This window comes from Verrucomicrobia bacterium CG1_02_43_26 (genome assembly GCA_001872735.1).
In the GTDB taxonomy this organism is placed as follows: Bacteria; Verrucomicrobiota; Verrucomicrobiia; order Opitutales; family CG1-02-43-26; genus CG1-02-43-26.
This window is the reverse complement of sequence record MNWT01000019.1, coordinates 63771-84589: the sequence shown is the minus strand read 5'-3', so window position 1 is coordinate 84589 and position 20819 is coordinate 63771. Positions and strand designations below refer to the sequence as shown.

Annotated in this window: 17 protein-coding genes; 7 read left to right on the top strand and 10 right to left on the bottom strand. The window is 41.6% G+C overall.

What is annotated here, in order from left to right:
* Window positions 1–10: 10 nt before the first annotated feature.
* From AUJ82_07195 to AUJ82_07185, 3 genes are all read right to left on the bottom strand, one after another.
* A complete protein-coding gene (locus AUJ82_07195; protein OIO59042.1) occupies window positions 11–817 on the bottom strand; it encodes a hypothetical protein in 807 nt (268 codons plus the stop codon).
* A gap of 92 nt (window positions 818–909) precedes the next feature.
* Entirely contained in the window at window positions 910–3369 is a 2460-nt protein-coding gene (locus AUJ82_07190) for a hypothetical protein (protein OIO59041.1), read from the bottom strand.
* A gap of 236 nt (window positions 3370–3605) precedes the next feature.
* A complete protein-coding gene (locus AUJ82_07185; GenBank protein OIO59040.1) occupies window positions 3606–4646 on the bottom strand; it encodes a ferrochelatase in 1041 nt (346 codons plus the stop codon).
* Window positions 4647–4955: 309 nt separating this feature from the next.
* Between AUJ82_07185 and AUJ82_07180 the strand changes: the two genes are divergently transcribed.
* Window positions 4956–6149, top strand: a complete 1194-nt coding sequence (locus tag AUJ82_07180) for a hypothetical protein (protein ID OIO59039.1) — start codon at window positions 4956–4958, stop codon at window positions 6147–6149.
* A gap of 58 nt (window positions 6150–6207) precedes the next feature.
* Here AUJ82_07180 and AUJ82_07175 read toward each other — a convergent pair whose 3' ends face one another.
* Entirely contained in the window at window positions 6208–6756 is a 549-nt protein-coding gene (locus tag AUJ82_07175) for a hypothetical protein (protein ID OIO59038.1), read from the bottom strand.
* 219 nt (window positions 6757–6975) lie between these two features.
* Between AUJ82_07175 and AUJ82_07170 the strand changes: the two genes are divergently transcribed.
* The 3 genes from AUJ82_07170 (at window position 6976) to AUJ82_07160 (ending at window position 11148) form a co-directional block, all read left to right on the top strand.
* Window positions 6976–7917, top strand: coding sequence for an oxidoreductase (locus AUJ82_07170; GenBank protein OIO59066.1), 942 nt, complete (start codon window positions 6976–6978; stop codon window positions 7915–7917).
* The gene (locus AUJ82_07165; GenBank protein ID OIO59037.1) at window positions 7892–9088 is read left to right on the top strand and encodes a lipid-A-disaccharide synthase; all 1197 of its coding nucleotides are present in this window, start codon (window positions 7892–7894) and stop codon (window positions 9086–9088) included. The genes AUJ82_07170 and AUJ82_07165 overlap by 26 nt, the downstream gene beginning before the upstream one ends.
* Window positions 9089–9198: 110 nt before the next feature.
* Window positions 9199–11148, top strand: a complete 1950-nt coding sequence (locus tag AUJ82_07160; protein OIO59036.1) for a hypothetical protein — start codon at window positions 9199–9201, stop codon at window positions 11146–11148.
* A gap of 33 nt (window positions 11149–11181) precedes the next feature.
* Here AUJ82_07160 and AUJ82_07155 read toward each other — a convergent pair whose 3' ends face one another.
* The 5 genes from AUJ82_07155 to AUJ82_07135 form a co-directional block, all read right to left on the bottom strand.
* Complete coding sequence (locus AUJ82_07155; protein OIO59035.1) at window positions 11182–11934, bottom strand: ABC transporter ATP-binding protein; 753 nt, start codon at window positions 11932–11934, stop codon at window positions 11182–11184.
* Between the two features lie 11 nt (window positions 11935–11945).
* Window positions 11946–12800, bottom strand: a complete 855-nt coding sequence (locus AUJ82_07150; protein ID OIO59034.1) for an ABC transporter permease — start codon at window positions 12798–12800, stop codon at window positions 11946–11948.
* A gap of 6 nt (window positions 12801–12806) precedes the next feature.
* Window positions 12807–13790, bottom strand: coding sequence for a hypothetical protein (locus tag AUJ82_07145; GenBank protein ID OIO59033.1), 984 nt, complete (start codon window positions 13788–13790; stop codon window positions 12807–12809).
* The gene (locus AUJ82_07140) at window positions 13787–14074 is read right to left on the bottom strand and encodes a hypothetical protein (GenBank protein ID OIO59032.1); all 288 of its coding nucleotides are present in this window, start codon (window positions 14072–14074) and stop codon (window positions 13787–13789) included. The genes AUJ82_07145 and AUJ82_07140 overlap by 4 nt, the downstream gene beginning before the upstream one ends.
* A 106-nt stretch (window positions 14075–14180) precedes the next feature.
* Window positions 14181–15083 (bottom strand): hypothetical protein, encoded by a 903-nt coding sequence (locus AUJ82_07135; GenBank protein OIO59031.1) that lies wholly within the window; start codon window positions 15081–15083, stop codon window positions 14181–14183.
* 515 nt (window positions 15084–15598) lie between these two features.
* Between AUJ82_07135 and AUJ82_07130 the strand changes: the two genes are divergently transcribed.
* Window positions 15599–16132: a hypothetical protein gene (locus AUJ82_07130; protein ID OIO59030.1), complete on the top strand. Its 534-nt coding sequence runs from the start codon at window positions 15599–15601 to the stop codon at window positions 16130–16132.
* Here the strand turns inward: AUJ82_07130 and AUJ82_07125 are convergent.
* Entirely contained in the window at window positions 16129–17082 is a 954-nt protein-coding gene (locus AUJ82_07125; GenBank protein OIO59029.1) for a hypothetical protein, read from the bottom strand. The two genes, AUJ82_07130 and AUJ82_07125, sit on opposite strands and share 4 nt — an antisense overlap.
* Window positions 17083–17369: 287 nt before the next feature.
* Between AUJ82_07125 and AUJ82_07120 the strand changes: the two genes are divergently transcribed.
* Window positions 17370–19091: a hypothetical protein gene (locus AUJ82_07120; GenBank protein ID OIO59028.1), complete on the top strand. Its 1722-nt coding sequence runs from the start codon at window positions 17370–17372 to the stop codon at window positions 19089–19091.
* Window positions 19088–20818, top strand: a complete 1731-nt coding sequence (locus AUJ82_07115) for a hypothetical protein (protein ID OIO59027.1) — start codon at window positions 19088–19090, stop codon at window positions 20816–20818. Before AUJ82_07120 ends, AUJ82_07115 begins: the two co-directional genes overlap by 4 nt.
* The last annotated feature ends 1 nt before the right edge of the window (window position 20819 follow it).

Here is a 20819-nt window from a genome sequence, read left to right as displayed (position 1 = left end):
AAAAATCAATCTAGTACGTATGAATCGGCCAAAGTGAAACCAGTACGAATAAAAATAATATCAAGCAAGCCCAGCCCACGTTACGGCTCATCCAGCGTTTCTTTTCCTTAAGAATAAGAATGGAGAAATAGGATATCCATAAGACCCATGAGTACACCAATGTGTGGAAACTGACACTTTTATAGTCGCTCACCCAAGTCAGCGTTCCCAAGAATAACGCTACGGTAAAAACAGTTACCCCCATTAATAACAGACGAGTCATTAAGTCATCTAGTTGCTGCAACGAAGGTAATAAAGCGAAAAGCCCTCCAAAGCGTTTATGAGTTAGGCCGTAATGTTGCAGTAAGTACATCAGGGCATTGATTGCTAAGATTCCGAAAACACCATAAGCAAAAATAGCCAGCGCTGCGTGAAACTCTATCCAGGGGTTTGCGAAAGAGGATGCCAGGTTTGGGTAATCCCAGCCTGCAATGGAAAGAGAAAGGAGCCCGAGGATGGTAGACATAGCTGTTCCAAAAAAGCCCAGCAACACGAGCCTAAAGGACATCTGAACCATTAGAATGAGTAGCATCGAAGACCAGGAGATGACCTGCACGATTTCCATGGGATTTGTCAACGGCAACGCAAAGAACGTCAACCCACGCAGGTAAAGGCCTATTCCTTGAAAGAAGAACCCACCAACGAGCAGCGTGTAAAAGATCATTCTGCTATAATGCCGCTCTAAAATAAGCGAAGCTAACGCGAAAATAAAAGCTAGCCCATAAAGCACGGTGCCCATCCATAGGAGTGTGCGGGTTTCTTCAAGGTAATTTGCCATATTAGCCTATATACTTAAGGCAAGATACGAAACTGTCAAGAAAACCGTTTGCAGTAATTTGTATAAAATATATGCTATCCGATGGCTTTATATTATTTAAAATCATTAAAGAATGGTAATTCGCACTTGCTCTTTTTGGTTATGCTTGAATCCCCGAATGATTGTTTCCTTTTCTTAAGATTAAACGTAATCAAATTTGTAGGCACTTCTTCCTGTAGTAGTTTTTCGATTATGGCCTGTGCCTTATTGGAGAATTTGCCTAGCAGATCTGCATCCATAGAAATATGATCCAAAAGGCTTATTCCCAATATATCCTCTATGGAAAGTAGCTTTTCTACCTGCTCTTGGCTGACGATTTGCAGTATTTTGCTAAACTTTTTTGAATGGTTATAAGCTAGGTAAATAAGAAATGGCTCTGGCAGTTTTTGATCCGAATGGCTGTACATTCGAGAAAAAACAGCTTGGAATAAATTACCCGGAATTAAGGCTACAATTTCGGCTAAGTCCTTTTGGTTTTTACTGTCTATTATAAGTTGCGCTAAAGAGCGGGTTAATATATCAATCTTTTCAATATACAGCTGAGGATATTTTTCCTTAAATTGCTCCACATCCATTTTGCTGTAGATCTCCATGGCCTCTTTTAAGACAGTTTTAGATAGCCATGATTCAAATGCTTGATAATTTTCTTGTTTAGCACATGCTGCTTTAAGTTTTTGAAAATAAGCGGAATTGGCTTCCCATGAAACACCCCTTTGCTCTAAGTCTATTACTCCCCACAGTGTGCTTAAGGCCAACATCGGGCTAAAATAAGTACAATTACCGGTTGCTTGACGTTTTTCTACGACATGTTTCTTGAAAATCAACTGTAAGTTTTTTTCAATATAATGACTTTTCTCCCTAGCCGCTTTAATTTTTTCCTTAAAGGAATTATCTTCTTCATTCAATTGTACAACTTTGAAAACAGTCACACCCGAACACTCTTTTCCGATGGATTTCTTTTTTTCAGTTAAAAAACCGGTTATTTTTGTTGTACTTTCTAATTTCACGGGTTCAGCGCCCCCGTTACAATCTATGATAAATTTTTCATCATTCGAGTTCGGATTATTATCGAGTGCTATATACGCTTTGGTGTGTCGATTAAGGTCGTTAAACATGAGGTTAACGCATCGGCATTTTTCCTTTATGGGGTTGTTTTTCGGATGCGTTGTTAAATTCACCCAATGACCTTCGTTTTCAATAACCACTTTAAGGTTTTTCGCGATAGCATTCTGCCTTAAATCAGCATATTTTTTTAGATAGTCCGAAAGAACAGCCCTGCTGACGCTACCGATAGAACCACTGGCTTTAGACAATATAAGTCCTAAAAAATGCAACTTGAAGATGAGTTGAGAGATCTGCAATTTCTCCTTAGGCAAATTTTTTATCACAAGATCATCGCATGAAAATATAGAGGCATATTCCAAGATGCCCTTGGACTGTTGAATTACCTTAGAACAAAGGGGGTCAGGAAGGTGTTCGTTTTCCTGCAAAATTTTTTCGATAAAGCTGTTGTCTTTACTAGACAGTGCTAGGTAAAGCCAATCCATGCCAGAGTTAGTCAATTTAGTCGTATCTGCCCCTGCTTTGCAAAGCAGTTCAAAAGCATTAAAAAAACCTAGTTTAGCGCTTAATAAGAATGCTGTTTCTCCATTCTTATTAATGGGCATATCAACGCTTTTGCCGTGCTTTTTCCTTTCATTTATAAGTATTTCCAAACAATCTTCACTTTTGTGGCAAACCGCAGTGATCAAAAGATTATCACCGCTTGTCTTGTCCTGGAAATTTAGGTCGTAAGTACCCTCTTCTGTTTCTAGAAAATATTTCAGAGCTAGGTATGAATCCTGTGTAACGGCTAGATATATACCCACAGTAGACAGATGGGTATCATAATGAAAAATGTCTTCCAGTTTACTCTTCTTGTAGTCCTGCAGTAACGAGCCGATCAAGTCGTTTATCCTCGCTTGCTGTTGCGTATTAAGCTTTCTTATATCGGTTATGCGATCTTCGAGTAGACCAATGATTTGAACCGCTGACGCCTCGGTGTCATCATCGCAATTAGCTATGCATTGCAAGCAATCAATTACGATTTCATCAAATAAATCTTTGCCATTATAGTTCTCGAAATCGTATTTAAATCCCGAATACGAATTTTGTCCAATAGATATATTTTCCTGATTCTGGATGATATCTTCGAAAAACTCTATTTCGGGAAAAACGTCTACAAGAGCTTCTTGTGCCTTTTTAGTTTGTCCGCTGTCATCAAGGTAATGTTTTTTGATAGAAAAAAGTGCGCTTTTAGCTGATATTTTTCCATCCATGACCTCCTTTAGCATACTCTTCAAATACCTGCTTTGAAAAACATATTTTTTATGCCCCAAAAATATTACGAGATCAGTTTCGCGAGGGCTTGTCTTAGCTTTTAACCTGGAATTATTAATCTCATGATTTTTTAGAAGGCATTCTTTTTCTGATTTATTGTAATTTAAAAGGTTTCCAATTCTACTATTATTCATTTAATTATTATTATTTGTATTTATTAAGATGTAGTATTTTGTTTTACGCCTTAAATTCTTGCAAGATTTTTATTGTTGTAGACTTGTAATAATACAGGTGTATGCATTTTGGAGGTCGGCGGTTAGACCTGTCTACATCAAGGCAATAGTTTACACGCTTAGCGACTTATCTCGTTACAGGCATGTTTGCCCGTATCTCGAAGCGCTAAGATGGTGAATTTGGATATAGTCTAGCTTTAGACTAATTCCGGTACTTCTTTCTCATGCCACTGCCTGATTTCTTCCGCCAAATACTCAATCCATTTTGGGTGGTTATTGAGACAAGGAATTTGTGCGAATTCTTCACCGCCTGCTCCTATGAAGGAATCGCGACCAGACATAGTAATCTCCTCAAGCGTTTCCAAACAATCTGCCACAAAAGAAGGGCACATTACTAGGAGCTTCTTCACTCCCCTTTTCGGCAATTCCTCAAGGACATGATCCGTGTATGGTTTTAGCCAAGGTTCTCTCCCCAAACGGGATTGAAAAGAAATACTGTACTTGCTTTCATCTAATCCTGTCTTTTCTATGAACCGCTTTACGGTCATCAGGCATTGGTGTTTGTAGCAGGTGGATTGTACTGGGCTACAGGTCTTGCAGCAGTCGTTGACCATTAAACAATGTGCCTTAGAGGAATCTGCGGTGCGTAAATGGCTTTCCGGAATTCCGTGAAAGGAAAAGAGTAAATGGTCAAAATCCTCTTCCATAAAAGGCTTTGCATTTTCAACAAGCGCATCAATATAGCCTGCATCTTGATAAAAGGGTTGTAAAAAATTTGCCTTTAGCTGTGGGTAGATGCGGCCAATCTCTTCTCTGGTATGGACTACTGCCGTTTCGTAGCTGGACATAGCGTAATGCGGGTATAAGGGCATTACAAAAACTTCCTCAATGCCCTGTTGTTTTAGCCGCTCAATGGCTTCCCCTGTAGAAGGCTTTCCGTAGCGCATACCCAGCAGGATAGGTAGGTCTAAAATTTTCTGCAAGTTCTCTTGAAGCCGTTTGCTTTCAGTGATCAACGGGGAGCCCTCTTTTGTCCAAATCTTTTCATAAGCTTCAGCAGACTTTGCTGGCCGTCTCGGTAAAATAAACACGTTAAGAACAAGCCAACGGACAAGTGCCGAGCTGTTTAGAACACGTTCATCCCACAGAAACTGTTTTAAATAAGCCCGTACATCGGGTACACTTGTTGATGCAGGGGAACCCAAATTTAATAGCAATACAGCACGTTTTTCTTGCATAAGATAATGTGTGTAATACATAAACCCATTGCTGGCAACCTTCTTTACACTGTCTAAGGTAAATTGATGTTGTCATTGCTTCCACAGCCGGCTTTGTAAGGGTTTTTGGGAATAAAAAATTGACGTTTCTTCTTAAATTTACCACAATCGACTCAAACTTTAGGCAAACGATAAGCGAGCATGAAAGAAAAACACTTCCACCCTAGGCATAGCCCAATACCGAATATAAGGTTTAAGGGATGGATCATCTGGATTGTAGCGGCACTGTTCTATCTGTACGAATACTTAGTACGAGTCGCTCCAAGTGTGATGAAGAGTGAGTTAAGCGAATTCTACAATGTTAATGTAGGAGATCTATCAGCATCACTCGCTACTTATTACTATATATACGCACCTTTACAGTTGTTTGTGGGGGTTTTATTTGACCGTTATGGCGGAAAACGCCTGCTTGTCCCCGCAACCCTAATTGTCGCGCTCGGTTGTATCTTGCCGGCCTACATGGGTAATCATATAGCCGTTTTGACATTGGCCAGGTTCTTCATGGGCTTGGGCTCGGCGTTTGCATTTGTGGGCGTTATGTATTTAGTGACGGTGTGGCATCCATCGCGCCACGTGGCCTTCTTCTCCGGCTTGACGACTACTTTAGGTATGTTAGGCGCTATTATGGGAGGGGCAGTTTTAGCACCTTTTGTGGACAGCCTAGGGTGGCAAGATGCCTTTTTCTGGTCCGGCATTATCGGTCTAGGAGTGGCCTTGCTTTTGCTGATGACGATTCCCAAAACACCCTATTGGGAAGAGGAGAGAAGGGAGTACAATGTTGAGCATAAGTTTTTCCATAGCCTAAAAGTTGTCCTCAAGAACAGGCAAACCTGGTACATCGGCATCGTAGGTAGCTGCCTATATCTTTCCCTTTCCGTGTTTGGAGACCTGTGGGGGGTTCAGTACATTATGCATGTGTCTGATGTTCCTAAGTCTGTTGCAGCCAATGCTGTTGCTCTATTATATTGGGGATGGATGATTGGCGCACCTTTTGCGGGCTGGTTTTCAGATAAAGTGGGTAAGCGCAAGATGCCTATGTTTTGGGGATCGGTTATTTCTGCGATCCTTTTCTGGGGGCTCATTTTATTCCCTAGCCTGCCGATTGGTGTCCTTAAGGTGCTTCTCTTTTGCGCCGGTCTAGTTGCATCCACCCAGGTAGCGTGTTTTGTGGCTAACATTGAAGCCAACCCGGATTACGCCAAAGGAACAGCAATCGGTGTTACCAATATGATTGTAATGCTTTTGGGTGGGGTTTTTCAACCGGTTGTGGGCTACATCCTGCAAACAAAATCTCGTATGGATTTGAGTTTAGGCCCAATTAACTGCTTCTATAACACGGCTACTGATTTCCGAAGTGCCTTGATAGTGATCCCCGTTATGTTAGCGATTGCGGCCGTCGTGTGTCTCTTTATTAAAGAGCCAAAGCATCCAAAAGATCCTGTCGAATTGAAAGAAATTGAATAATAAAAAAAAGGGGGAGATATTTTTAGTATCTCCCCTTTTCATATTGTTGTTTATTTGTTTAAGAATTTGATGGCAAGCCTACTTCAGAAGGGTCATTGCTGCGGTTGTTCAAGTTTTCCGCATCATTTAGATATCTGATATTGATCGTGTAGATCATGTAATCTTCAATACCTAGAATATCCACTTCTCCTTGTTGCTTACCGAGCAGTGTCGTACTAGGCGCAGAAGAGAATTCGAAGACGACATATTTGCCATTTTTCAACTGTGCTTCCTTGCGATCTTGTTTATCCTTCAAGTGAATCGCAGCTAGAGCATTGTTGTTTTGATCATAAAAAACAAAAACACCCTTTTGTGTATACACATCTGTATATTCTAAAAGAGGTCCTTTTAAATATTTTTCAACCGGGATTTCGGTGATAACGCCTTTATCGTTCTCGATATGCATGAGAAGACAAATGTCTCTGCCGACGCATTCCTGCAGTTCGACTTTAGCCGTTAGCGGTTCATCTATGTTTGAGGTTATTGTTAGGGGGTGCATTGCTGCATTGAGGAGTCCCGTTAGGGCACAACCGACTACAATTAATATTGATAATAGTTTTGTTTTCATAGAATTAAATAATATATTAATTTAATATTAAATCAAGCATTAATTTTAATTAAAATAATTGTATGATATTATTTTATTGTATACGCTTAATTCATAATGCTTTAGGGAGAGGACGCTTTGTCTAAGAAAATTCCTCTGGGTATAATGTGTATGAATTGCAAATGCATGCTTGATTAAGTGAGCATGTTTGTGAGAAAATCGTTATCTTGTTTTAAAAAAATGGGTAAAGAAGCAAAAATCAAATGTGGTGTGGCTGGCGTAGGTTATCTAGGCAAGCAGCATGCTCGTATTTATAACGATTTGGAACAGTGTGAGCTGGTTGGAATTTGCGAAGTCGATGACGAAAAGGCGAATGAAATCTGTTCCCTCTACAATTGCCAACGCTTCGCCAGTATTAAAGAGCTGGGGAAAGCCTGTGATGCCGTCAGTGTCGTTGTGCCTACAGACAAGCATTGCGAAGTAGCGATGCCCTTACTGGAAGCCGGTTGCCATCTGTTAATTGAAAAGCCTTTATGTGTATCGCTAGAAGAAGCTAGTTGCATACTACAATTGGCCAAACGCAATAAATGTATGGTACAAGTAGGCCATATAGAGCACTACAACCCGGTAATGAACTTTCTGGAGGAATTTGTAAACGAGCCACGTTTTATAACGGCAGATCGCCTCGCACCGTTTAATCCAAGAGGAACAGAAGTAGGCGTAGTATTAGATTTGATGATCCATGACATTGGGGTGATCTTGCAGTTAGTGAACTCTCCTATTGCCAGAATTGAGTCCATCGGCGTGAATGTATTATCTCAGCATGAAGATATTGCCAATGCTCGTATTACGTTTCAAAACGGTTGTGTGGCTAATTTGAATACAAGTCGCGTGAGTTTAAAGAAGATCCGCGAAATTCGGGTATTCCAAGCGCACAAGTATTTGTCCTTAGATTTTATGAACCAAAAGGGTCATATTTTATATAAAGATAACGATAATTTGACGCGCGAAGATGTTCCCATTGAGCGCGGTGAAGCCTTGAAAATAGAGCTCGCAGCTTTTATTGATTGTGTTGAAAAAGGAACAGATCCTAAAGTCGGCGTGACATTAGGTACCTCTGCCCTCGAAGTAGCTATTGAAATAACACAACAAATACGTGAGCAAGATAACAAATTTGCATAGCGCTTTTAACGCACCCGTAGAGGGAAGTGTAGATCTACTGATTATTGCCGGAGAGCATTCCGGAGATGAGCACGCAGCCGCTATGGTGCGAAATTTGAGAGCGGCAAACCCGAGCTTAAACATTTACGCAATCGGAGGAGGAGAACTTAAAGCAGCCGGTGCTAAGCTATTGTTCGATCTTACCGAAGCCTCTGTTGTGGGATTCTTCGAAGTCTTAAAACATTATGGCTTCTTTAAACGAATATTCTCCGAAACGCTCAATTGGATTAGAGAACACAAACCCAAGGCGGTCTGTTTTGTAGATTATCCGGGATTTAATCTACGCCTAGCCAAAGCCCTCTATGAAGAAAAGCTGGCGCACAAAGCCGGTGGAGCTATTCGTCTATTGTACTACATTAGCCCACAGATATGGGCCTGGAAAGCAAAGAGACGATTTGCAATGGCAAAGTATTTGGACTCCCTGGCCGTCATTTTCCCTTTCGAAGTGGCTTGCTACAAGGATACTGATTTGGACGTTCAATTCGTTGGCCACCCTTTTATAGACAAGCACTTTCATAATAACATATTGTATGATAAAAACGGTCGCGTGCTGTTACTTCCCGGAAGCCGTAAAGCTGCCGTAAAGCGCATCTTTCCCCTCATGCTGGATGCATTCTTAAGGTTGAAAAGAACGATGCCGGACGAGAAAGCCGTTGTGCTCTACCCTACTCCCTTTTTACATAATATTTTAAAAGATATTTTAGAGACCGATTTTCCGACATTAGTAGACCAGGTATCCTTCCTTCGCAGTGATGAGATGGTGACTGCTAAAGCCGTTCTGATGAGTTCCGGAACTATTTCCCTACAATGTTCGATAGAAGGTGTGCCTGGCGTGGTGGTTTACAAAGCAAATTTATTTACCTACCTCTTAGGGCGTATGCTTATCAAGATCCCCTACCTTGGTATTGCCAACATCCTCTTAAATAAAGGAATGTACCCCGAGTACATACAAGGCAAGGCCACAACAAAAGCTCTTTCAACGGAACTGGAAAAGGCTATTAAAGATGCCAAAAATAATCTACGCGTAAAAGGCCTTTCAGATCAAATTAAAGAACTGTTAGCCTGCAAAAAAGCAAAATTCTCCGTGCATCAATGGGTTCTCGATCAGTTGAATAAAGTGTTTATTGGGTAAATTGGCCTTCGTTGAAAAATTTCTAAGGTAAGGTGGGGAAGTTAGCATAATTATATATTGCAATGAATTTAATTACAATATATGGTAATTGCCTACTTTAATTAATTTATATGGAAAATAATACAAGCAATATTGGAAGTCAGCCGACAAAGAAGCGAAAAGAAAGAGAAGATTTGGCCTATGATGTAAACGGGAAGCCCCTCTTTAAGAAGGTTAAGCCGGTAGCCGTACCCAAAGGGGATGCTTCCGTGTGTTTAGAAAAAAACAGAGGTCTGACAACCTTTAAGACGCTTGCAGACAGAGATCCTGATTGCTTAACAAACATACTAAACTACCTGACTTACGATGAAATATTGGAAATTCTGCGTAATCCCGTAAATAGCGATTTTTATAAGGCTGCCTTAGGTACATCGGTCATCAAACCCTACGAGGACGCTTTAGTAAACTGTAAATACGATTTTGCCAATAGAAAATGTGACCTCATTTCAAGCAAGCTAGGCACAGGTGAAAAGAATCTAAAATTATCGGACTTGTTCCATGGAATTGAATTTCCTGCTCTTAAAAATTATTACGGCTTAAAATATAATGAAAGTATTTATGGCAAGGTATTCTCTGAAATCAAAAAAATAAACCAGGCGCTTCCCAAGGAAAAGCAATCAACCGACAAAGAGTTAGGCATATTTGCTTATCTCTATACGCGTACGTTAAACAGCCTTTATTTGTTTTTGAATCCCACGGAGGACACCTTGACGAATTACGATGCAATACTTTCCGCCTATGTTCTCTATAACCTTTTATCTAATTCCTATGGCCATTGGTCAATGTTTGAAGGAGATGACCCTATTGAAGGGTTTGTTGTTCTAACAAAAGAACAGCAAAATTTATTGAAAAAGCTTGATTCTCGTTACGCAGAAAGCCTGGTTATTGAAGATCAAGAAGCCGTTATTGCAAACGATGGCACTACCGCCTTTTGCAATACTGTGAGTGAAGAGCGGTTAGCTACTTTAAGAGAAGCGTATAGTGAAAAATCCTATTTTCCTGAAGGCTCTATTGTCTATTGTTTTGGGAGTGAGATCTCCTGTGTAACACCTCCAGAAGATATCTTAGAGATTGTGATGCTTTTCCTTGAGCATGATTTAAAACAGGCCATCACATCCGATTCCTTAAAAAAGTTCTTTATGAATTGGAAAAATGGATTTGAAAATAGAGAACAATCGAGCAAGGCTCACGGGCTTCTGGAGTGTGTTATTAAAAATAGATGCAATGCAACGGATTTATTTTTGCTTGAATTTTGTCGCGCGTCTATCTGCTCGATCATGCCCCTTATGGAGGAGTATACAAAGCAAGAAATGGGCATGAACCTACAGGTAAAAGCGATGGCCAATATTGCGGAAAACATGGATTCGGATGTTATGAGCTATTTTGCTTATTACTGTACCCTTTTACAGAAAGAAGAAATCTATGACGTGCAAGTCCATTATAATAATGAACAACAACCTCCTAGTATTTTGGGTGGCATAAATAAATGTTTAGATTATTTCGCAGGCCCAGCTACGGATGAGCTACTGGTCGAGGTTTATCAGCCTATTGTGCCCAGGCAGACAGATGATTCATTAAAGGAAATGCTGCTCAATTATAATTTATTAAAAAAAGAGGTAAACCTTTACGGTTTATTACCCCTCAACCAGCAAGCCAAACTACACCAGTTATATTTTAATGAAACTTGGATAGAGGATGCCGATGACAATCTTTTTATAGTAGTGAGGAAAACGATCTTGCGTGATGTCGAAGATGGATATGCATTTTCTTTGGAAAATGTTCAAAGCCTTTTATATAGTCTACTCGCTTCAAAATACACTGAACAGGAATTACGCTATGCAGCTGTTGTTTTAAGGGATCTTCGCAGTTATAAAGAACTTGTAGCGTTGGGTTTATCACCATTCAAGCGTGATGATAAAGAAGAAAAGATCTCATTATTAATCAAGCTAATAGGAAGCCTCTGCGATGAGATTGCTATCAAGGTAGATGAGCTCAACAAACTAAAGCCACAGGGCACTTAAGCACAGTTTTTGGGCTATTCCTAGGCTGGTTCCTTACTCTTCAAATATAGCCATCAAATCAGCAACGGTCATATTCGAGCGCTCTTCAGCTAATATACTGCGGATGATTTTGCCCTGGCTAAGCACAATCGTACGTGAGCCAAAGGTGAGAGCCTGCTGCATGCTGTGGGTGATCATAAGCGTTGTCAGCGAATATTTTTCGATGAGCTTATCGGCTAAATTAAGAACTTTAGTGGATATCTTGGGATCCAGTGCGGCTGTGGGTTCGTCTAATAAAAGGATCTGGCTGGGTTGTAGCGTGGCCATGACGAGGCTGATCGCTTGACGTTGGCCGCCGGAGAGGAGCTCCATGGGGTCCTTCAATCGTTTTTCCAAGCCCATCTTCAGCTCAGATAGGCTTTCCTTAAAAAGCTCTCTCATGCTTTTTGTAATTGCGGGAAGAAAGTTACGTGGTTTGCCTCTGTTATAAGCCAGTGCCAGATTCTCTTCAATGGTGAGCTCCCCGCAAGTTCCCGCCAGTGGGTCTTGAAAGACGCGTGCGACACTTGCGGAACGCTGTTGAGTATCCCACTTGGTGACATTTTTTTTATCAATCTTAATGCTACCGGATTTGATCTTAACTTCGCCGGCAATCGCATTCATAAAAGTGGTTTTACCGCTCCCATTAGCCCCAATAACCGCGATGGCCTCATTGGGATTGACGGTGAGGGTGATCCCATTGAGGATCTTTTTCTGAATAGGGGTTCTCTCGTTTAACGTGACATGTATATCGTGAATTTCAAGCATGGGTGTACCTATTAAGATTTTCTTTTTTTAAGACCCGGGAGGATCATCGTTACAATGATAATGACGGCCGTTATGAGATTGAGGTCTGATGCCTTCATGCCAAACAGGTGTGTGTTTAACGCAAATGAAATTGCCAAGCGATATATTATGGAACCTACAAGACAGCTAACAAGCAGACCCGAGATGGAAAAATTTCTAAAAATCTTTTCCCCTAGGATAATTGCTACCAAGCCAACGACCAGTGTGCCTAATCCCATGGAAACATCTGCAAACCCTTGTAACTGTGCTAGCAGCCCACCCGCTAAGGCAACAAGACCATTACTGACAGCAAGAACAGTTTTGATACCAAAGCCTACACGCACTCCCATGGCTCTAGAAACCCGTGGGTTTTTACCAATGGCGCGTAGACCAAGCGCGTATTGCGTGTTCATTAAATAGATGATCGCAGCCTTGACGACTAAGACGATTATGAGCGTTATAATAATCGGGTTACTCGAATGCGTAAAAATGGTTTCATCGTTGAGTAAAGCGATGTTAGGGCGCCCCATGATGCGTATGTTAACGGAATAGAGAGCCGTCATTGTCAATATACCCGCCAGCAGCGGCATTATTTTGAAACGTGTGCTGAGAACGCCCGTTATCCACCCGGCGACTCCCCCGGCAATACCCGAAGCGATCAATGCTAGCCAAGGGTTATAACCATTTATAATGAGTATGGCAGAGACCGCTGCTCCCAGTGGCAGTGAGCCATCTACGGTAAGATCCCTAAAATCGATCACCCGAAACGTTAAATAAACCGCCAGGGCAACGATCCCATAAATAAGCCCGAGTTCTAATGCGCCAAAGAGTTGTAAGACATTCATGATAATTAGTTAACTTTGCCCAAGGACAACATCAGCGTTTTGAATAACCTCTTGTGGAAGTGTAAGATTGATTTTTTTAGCCGCATCCAGATTGATCCATATTTCGGCAGCATCAGGAAACTCAACCGGTATGCCGGCGGGATCGTTGCCATTAATAACTTTTAGAATCATTTTAGCGGTTTGGCGACCCAACTCGTATTGATTTGGACCATATGCTGCCAAAGCTCCACGCTCTACAACATCTACATCACTCACGAATACAGGTATACCTGCCTTGTTGCCCTCGCGTACAACAGAATCAAATGCAGACAACGCCGTATTGTCATTAGTGACAAAGAGTGCGTCTACCTTGCTTGTTAAAGCGGATGCTGCTAAACCTACCTCTGTTGTTAACATTGCCGGAGCTGTTTCGACAATTATACCATATTTTTTTGCAGATTCCTTAAAAATATTCACGAGTTCAACAGAATTTACTTCACTTGGATTATAAACAATACCAATAGACTTTAAATTTGGCAGCACTGTTTTGAAAAATTCAATCTGCGGCTCTGCAGGAATGAAGTTTGATACACCTGTGATGTTACGCCCCGGATTTTCAATCGATTTCACGAGCCCCGCTTTTAACGGATCGGTTACAGAACTAAATACAACAGGCACCTTGTTTCGAGAAGTAGCAGCAGCAGCGGCTTGGGCAGCTGTCGTGGGAATCGCTACAATGACATCCGGGCGCATGCCCGCAAACTTTTGAGCAATTTGGGATGAGATCAACGTCTGCCCCTGAGCCGATTCAAAAAAGAAACGATACTCAACACCCTCACGTTCCGCAAATTCACTCAACTCATCTACTATGCCCGCACGCGTAGCATCAAGCGCCGGGTGCTCCACAATTTGACTGATAGCAATCGTAACCTGTTTTTTTTGTTCATTTGTGTTACCAAAAAGAGAGACAGACAGCGTTAATAGGAAAGAAAAGAAAATGATATATTGTTTCATGATGGCTTGTTTTTTATTTTATCGAGAACAGTTCGGTAGCCCTTATAGTTTTCCTGATTAAGGAAGCGAGCGACACGGCCGATGGTGGCGATACTGACGCCGGTCTCATGATGTATGTCTCGATACGAAAGCTTGCCCTCCTCAAGTATCTGGGCAACCTGCCAACGCCCCTTCATAGCTTCTATTTCTGCAGGTGTGCAGAGATCGCGAAAAAATGCAAAACACTCCTCAACGGAATCAAGTTTGGTAATTGCTTTATAGAGATCTTTTTCAAGGTTTTTCATAACTGTAATAGAATACTACTGTAATAGTTTGTTATTACATTATCTCAGTGATTCACTGAAAAGTAAAGTATTATTTTTACTTTCTCTCAAAAAGGAATCTAACTGCCTAGGGCCAAAGTGGCTGTGGGTACAGGTTGGACTGAGAGAGCTTTTTGATTTCTGAGCATACCCAATGCTTATCTTCGGGGTAAGTCACCCCATACCAAGGATCTGTGCTTTTGAGAACGGATACCGAGGCTTGGCCCTTCTGTATAAGCTGGTCTACGAGAAATGGTAGGTAAAATTCGTCTTTTTCGGGATGCTCTGCTGTTTTCAGAAAATGAGTGAAGCCTTCTTGAAGAGCCTGGAATACTTTGCTTTGAAAGCCCCAACAGTTCATAGAGACCAATTCGTTGCCCGTGAGGGGGTGCTTTTTTTTATTTTCATCCGTATAAAGAATCGCGCCTGTTGCAATGGATTCTATGTGCGTGAGCTCTTTTACAGACAAGAGATTACTCTCTTCTGATATCTGGCAAAGGCCACGGGAGACGTAACCATTTTTTGAAAGCGTATTTTTTAGCGGGTAACCAACCATGGCATAATCGGTGTGGTTGGCCTTGAGAAACGTTGCCAATAGTTGGAAAGCTTGAGGGCCGTAATAGTCGTCAGCATTAATAACAGCAAAGGAGCCTTGCACCTTATCCTTTGCTACCAAAAGTGCGTGGCCTGTCCCCCATGGTTTAGTACGATCAACAGGGACGCTAAGCCCCTCTGGCATACAAGAATGAAGCTCTTGATGCGCAAATTGAACCGTAAGTGCTTTAGGGAGCCTAGGGAGCACTTTTGTTTTAAAAAGGTCTTCCGTTTCCTTACGAATAACAAATACAACATGGTTAAAACCAGCCTTGTAGGCATCATAGAGCGAGTATTCGAGGATCGTTTCGCCGCAAGAGCCGATGGCATCTAATTGTTTTAAACCACCGTAACGACTTCCAACACCGGCGGCCATGATGACGAGCGTTAATTCCATGTAAGCCTATAAAAAAGAAATTTTAAGCAAATCTCAATCTAAATGCAAAAACGAAGCGGCCACAGTATAGTACAATACTGTCGATATGGGAGAACCCAAAATGCAAGAACCTCTTTCTTGATCAAAAAAGGGGTTCTTCTAAAAAAGCAGTTTTAAGTACTTTAAAAATTACCGTTAACTAAAAAATCCTCTAGTGTCTCGGCCGTCTTTTGGAGATGATTTTTTATGCTCTCTTGCGTTACTTCCTGGATAATTGGAAGATTCGTTTGCTCTATAGGTTTTATTTCTGGGATACAGGGCTGGTTTACCGATTTCAAAGTGGCGGTTCAGCGTGTGTTGAAAAGAATGAAAAATTGATCCGGCTGATGAGGATTTACAGAGGTTTATTGTTATAAATTTGGTGTAAGACAAGAAAGTAACGTTTGTTAGATTATCTTATATCTAAACCATGAAATGAGCCGCGTAACAGATTCATACTTGATTTGCTTGATTTTAGAGATTATCTTATTCCCGTTATGAACAAGATCCCAAAGGACATTAACCCCTTAAATCAACAGACATTTAATTCTCAAATAATTGTTAATAAAGAGAATGCACTTAAGGATAAAAGAGACATTCAGCATAAAAAGGGAGGAAAAAAGAAATCGTTAGATTTTAAAGAGCTTAACGAAGGCAAAAAATTATTTGAATTCAAAATCGAAAAAGAAATTAAAATTATTTCTAAAGAGGAGTTTGATAAAAAAATGACGCCGTGGGAGAAGGTTTGCAAAAATGAGCCCAAATTAGCCAATTATATCCGCAAAGAAAGAAAACAGATGATTCCGATGGAAGACTTGTCGGATGAGAATATGCAGACCCAAGCAATAGGGCTTCATCGGAATCGAATGGAGACTTCTGAAAAGCAACGTAAGATAAGGCGAATAGAGCGAATAGCATTAAAACAGAATAAAATCGTGAAAGATGGAAAAATTACCTATAAAAAGCCACCTGGAGATGTTCTGGATGACTTGCGTAAAGAAGGGAAAATTCCTGATTTTTGGGATAATTAGGGGCAACACTTAATGATTTCTGCAACCTTTTCGAATACCGTATCGGGCCCTAGGCGGGCCAGGTTACCATTTTCTGCGGTCAGTATGTGGTGATTCGGGTTATTCAAGGGATAGGGGCCGTATTGTTTGGGCGAAGTTGGGCCAAAGAGGGTCAAAACAGTTTTTCCCATAGCAGCAGCGAGGTGCATTGGGCCGCTATCATTACAGATCACTAAGGCCGATTGGTTAATCAGGGGGATGATATCAAGGAGATCTGTTTTACCGATCCAGTTAAGAAAATGGGGTTTGGGCCAGTTTGGATCGGCAGGGATTTTTTTTTGTCCTAGCCAGATAATGTGTTGATTGGGGCAGTTTTCCAGCAAGAGTCTCGTTAATTCAGAGAAATAAGGCCATTCCTTTTCTGCGCGGCGGCTATCTGGAAAGATGAGGATGGGGTTTTTAATCTCTAAATCCGGCTGATGTGGTTTGGGTAAATCTAGTTTAGAAAAAGAAAGGGAGGCAGAGAGCTCGGGCTTGAGATCCAGTTTTTGCAGGAAGCCTAAAAGAATATCAACCGCATGGGCTGGCTGTTGAGTCGGCAATAGAACTCGTTCAGTCGATGCAAAACGAGCAAATTCACGCGCGTCGGAGCGCACAAGCTTACGTTTTCCTTTAGCAAAAAAGGTTAGTAAACCGCTACGCGCCAAGCCTTGCAGGTCGAGCACGTAATCGAAGGGGTTTTTTCGAATTTGTTTTATAAGAGAAATAAAGGCGAATAAACCACCCTTGCGTTCGAAAACGAGCGTTTTGTCTACCGTATCGCAGGCGTCAACAAAATCAGCAAAACAATCTCGAGCGACCCACGTGACATGTGCATCATTTCCTAACTGGTTTCTCAGGCTTTGGATAACCTGTAGCCCGTGGATAATATCTCCAAGAGATGATGGTTTGATGACTAAAACGCGTATCATTTAACGACAATAATGCTTCCAAAAAAGATAGTTCCCTTTTATACTCCTTTCAACTAAAATTGATAGTGGTGAAGTATATAATAGTATTTCTTGGTAGTTTACTGGCCTACTTGCCTCGATTTGTAGCGCATGCATTAGCGGGAATAATCGGGTGGTTGCTCTATACTATTCCAGGTAGCCGTAAACGCTTGGTTCTATCTAACTTGCATCACGCGTTCCCGGAAAAGAAAAGCTCTTGGCGGCGTAAAATAGCTAGAAGAAGCTGCCAATCTGTTGTAGAGCTTGGGATGTTTTTGCTCGCGTCCCCCTACTTCAGTAAGAAAAGAATGCGAGAGAGCTTTAGCCTCGCAGATCGTTTCTATACTACATTCAGGGATATAGCAGAGCGTAAAAAACCGATTGTTGTGGTTATCCCCCACTTTACACACGCAGATGCTATATCGATGATCCCCTGTTTGACCGATGCTGCCATACCAGAGACGGGTACTATTTATCGCCCCTTGAAAAATGCGGCAATAGAACAATGGGTTCGAGAGACGCGCTCGAAATTCGGCGTTAAGATGTTGTCCCGAAAAGAAGGGTTTTCGGAAGCCATAGAGATCCTGCGTAGCGGTGGTGCTGTGGCAGTATTATTTGATCAAAATGCCGGCTATCAAGGTATATTGACAACTTTTATGGGCCGGTTAGCATCTTCAACAGAGCTGCCAGGGCTATTGGCTAAAAAATTCAATGCTGATGTTTACGCAGCTTATACCAATAGAAAAGGCTTTTGGCAGGCAGAGATTGATATTGAGAAAATTGACTGTGATTCCAGTGAGTCTCACAACGTTGTTTTTGCGGCCGGCAAGTGGTTAGAGGAGAAATTGAGAAGCTCTGAAGTAAATTGTGGAGATTGGCTATGGCTACATAATCGCTGGGGAACACAAAATGAGTGGAGTAAGCGCTTTGGGATAAAGATAAAACGCAATGCGCTGGAGGAGACAAAGGCCTTTTATAACCAAACAGAACTCCCCCGAACCACACGCTTTTGGTTCCGGATGCCAAATTGGTTAGGTGACGTGCTCATGGCAATTCCGTTAATAAGAGCGGTGCGCAAGAGCAGGCCGGACGCAGAAATAACCCTTATAGCAAAAGATGCCTTTATGCCTTTCCTAAAGCGGCTTGGGATTGCTGAAAACTATATTTCTTTACCAAATAAGAATAATTACTGGCGCTCCTTCTGGCAGTTAAGGAATCAATATCCTGATACCTACTTCTTATTTACAAATTCCTTTCGCGGCGATATGGAAGCCTTTTTAACGCGTTGCCCTCAACGTTTCGGGATGCTGCGTGCTAAAAAGCTCAGACCTTTATTAACCCATACCTGGAAAATACCCAAGGGGTTAGACGAAACAATGGAGCACCAGACAGATGTGTGGCGGCAGTGCTTTGATTACTTTGGTTTTGATGAAAAGTTAGAATTATCCCCACTGCAACTATCCTTGGAAGACATCCCTGATATAATACCCTTGGATAGCGGAAGAGAGAATATAGGCCTCATCTGTGGAACGGAAAACAATCCCTCAAAGCGTTGGCCAGTAGAGTATTGGCGTTCCTTAATACACAAATTAATCGAGCATAACCCAAGTGTCCGAATATTTCTTTTTGGAACGATACGAGACGCTATCATCACAAAAGATGTAGCAACCGGTTTTCCCACCCATAACGTAAAGGACTTGGCAGGCGAGACTAACATGCTCCAGTTTGCCAAGTATATGCAAGCCTGCGAAGTAGTTGTGTGTAACGATACTGGCGGAATGCATATAGCAAACGCTTTAGGTGTACCTGTGATAGCGATTTTTGGCCCGACTAATCCCCTGCGGACAGGTCCCGTTTTTAATGCACCGAAAATAATTTTGCAGCCCTATCACTGCCCTCTAAGTGGTGGAATGCCGATCCATTATGTAACATGCGAACGTGTGTTTCATTCCACTTTATCACTTTTAGAAAAGCTTGCTTCCATAGAATGAAAAAATTATTTCCTTACTTAGTTTATCTCAAAGATGTGAAAATGGCGTTTATATTGGCCATTTTAGCTGGCATTTTTTATGGCGCGTCTACCGGCTTAGGCATACCGGTTTTGATTCGTTACCTTTACCCAAAAATATTTAGCAACGAAGCGATCAGCGTAATGACGTTGACTTTGATTTGCACCCTGCCGGTTATCGTCAGCGCTTTCAGAGCCGGTGGGAATTTCTTAAACAGCTATTATTTATCGTATTGCGGGCAATACATCCTACAGCAGTTGAGGATAAAGGTATTCGCAAAGATACAAAATTTACCGATTGCGTTTTTCCATAAAAGACAGCCGGGAGATTTGATATCACGTGTTTCTAATGATACAACCATCCTGCAACAGACGATTATTAACGCCTCACAAGAGATCCTAAAGCAACCCATTACACTGTTGGGAGCGGTCAGCTATATCGTATACATGTGTTTTCAACAGTCTGATGTCGTCTTTTTGATTATTTTTATATTAGCGATTCCCCTTTGCATTGTACCGATCCGTTACATAGGAATAAAAATGCGCAATAAAGCGCGAGCCATGCAAGAACAGACAAGTGAGTTGACTCACCGACTGGCTCAAAACCTAAGTGCGGTAAAAGAAATAAGATCCTTTTGTTTAGAGGAATACGAGCTCAGCCGTTACGAAGCCGTATGCCATGTATTAAGAGAACGCTTTCTTAAAGTTGTAAAGTACACTTCAATTTTATCTCCCTCCATTGAAGTGATCGCTTCCTTTGGAGTAGCCATGGCCTTTTGGTATTCCTACAAAAGCAAGATCGAGCCGGATGTTTTTATATCCATTGTGGGCGCTTTATATTTAAGCTATGAACCCATCAAGAAACTTGGTCGGTTAAATAGCGAGATGCAGCAAGGTCTAGCCAGCTTGGAGCGTCTAGAAAATATTTTAGAAGAACCGATTACGATTCATGACCCTGCCGTCCCCCACCCTGTGGGCAAACTGGAGGGCAATATTCAATTTAAGAATGTCTCTTTTGCCTATGAGATGGCACCTGTGTTGCGAGACGTTACAGTGCATTTAACGGCTAAAAAGACCTATGCCCTTGTCGGCCCCAGTGGCGCGGGTAAGACGACTTTTGCCCATCTCATTCCCCGCTTTTACGATTTAGCGGAAGGAAATGGCTCCATTACAATTGATGGTATAAATATAAAAGACATGCGGTTAAAAGACTTAAGGCAAAATATCGCCTTGGTTTCTCAAGATCCTGTTTTATTTAACGATACGATTTATAACAACATTCTGGTAGGTAAACCAAGCGCCTCTCATGAGGAATTGATGACTGCGGCTAAACGAGCCTTTGCGCACCATTTCATCCTAGAGCTAGAGAATGGTTATGATACCCTGGTAGGCGAAAACGGCTCGATGCTTTCCGGAGGCCAGAAACAACGCATTGCTCTCGCGCGTGCCTTTTTGAAGGATGCTCCAATATTGATACTCGATGAAGCGACATCTGCCTTGGATGCCAACAGCGAGCAACTCATCCAACAGGCTTTAGAGGAACTCTTTAAAGGGAAAACCGTTATCATTATTGCCCATCGATTTAGCACGATCAAGCACGCTGACCGCATCTTTGTCTTTAAAAGTGGTGAGATTATAGAAGAAGGCACGCATGACTTACTATGCGAAGGGAAAGGCCTTTACGAAGAACTATACGCAAAACAATCTTGAT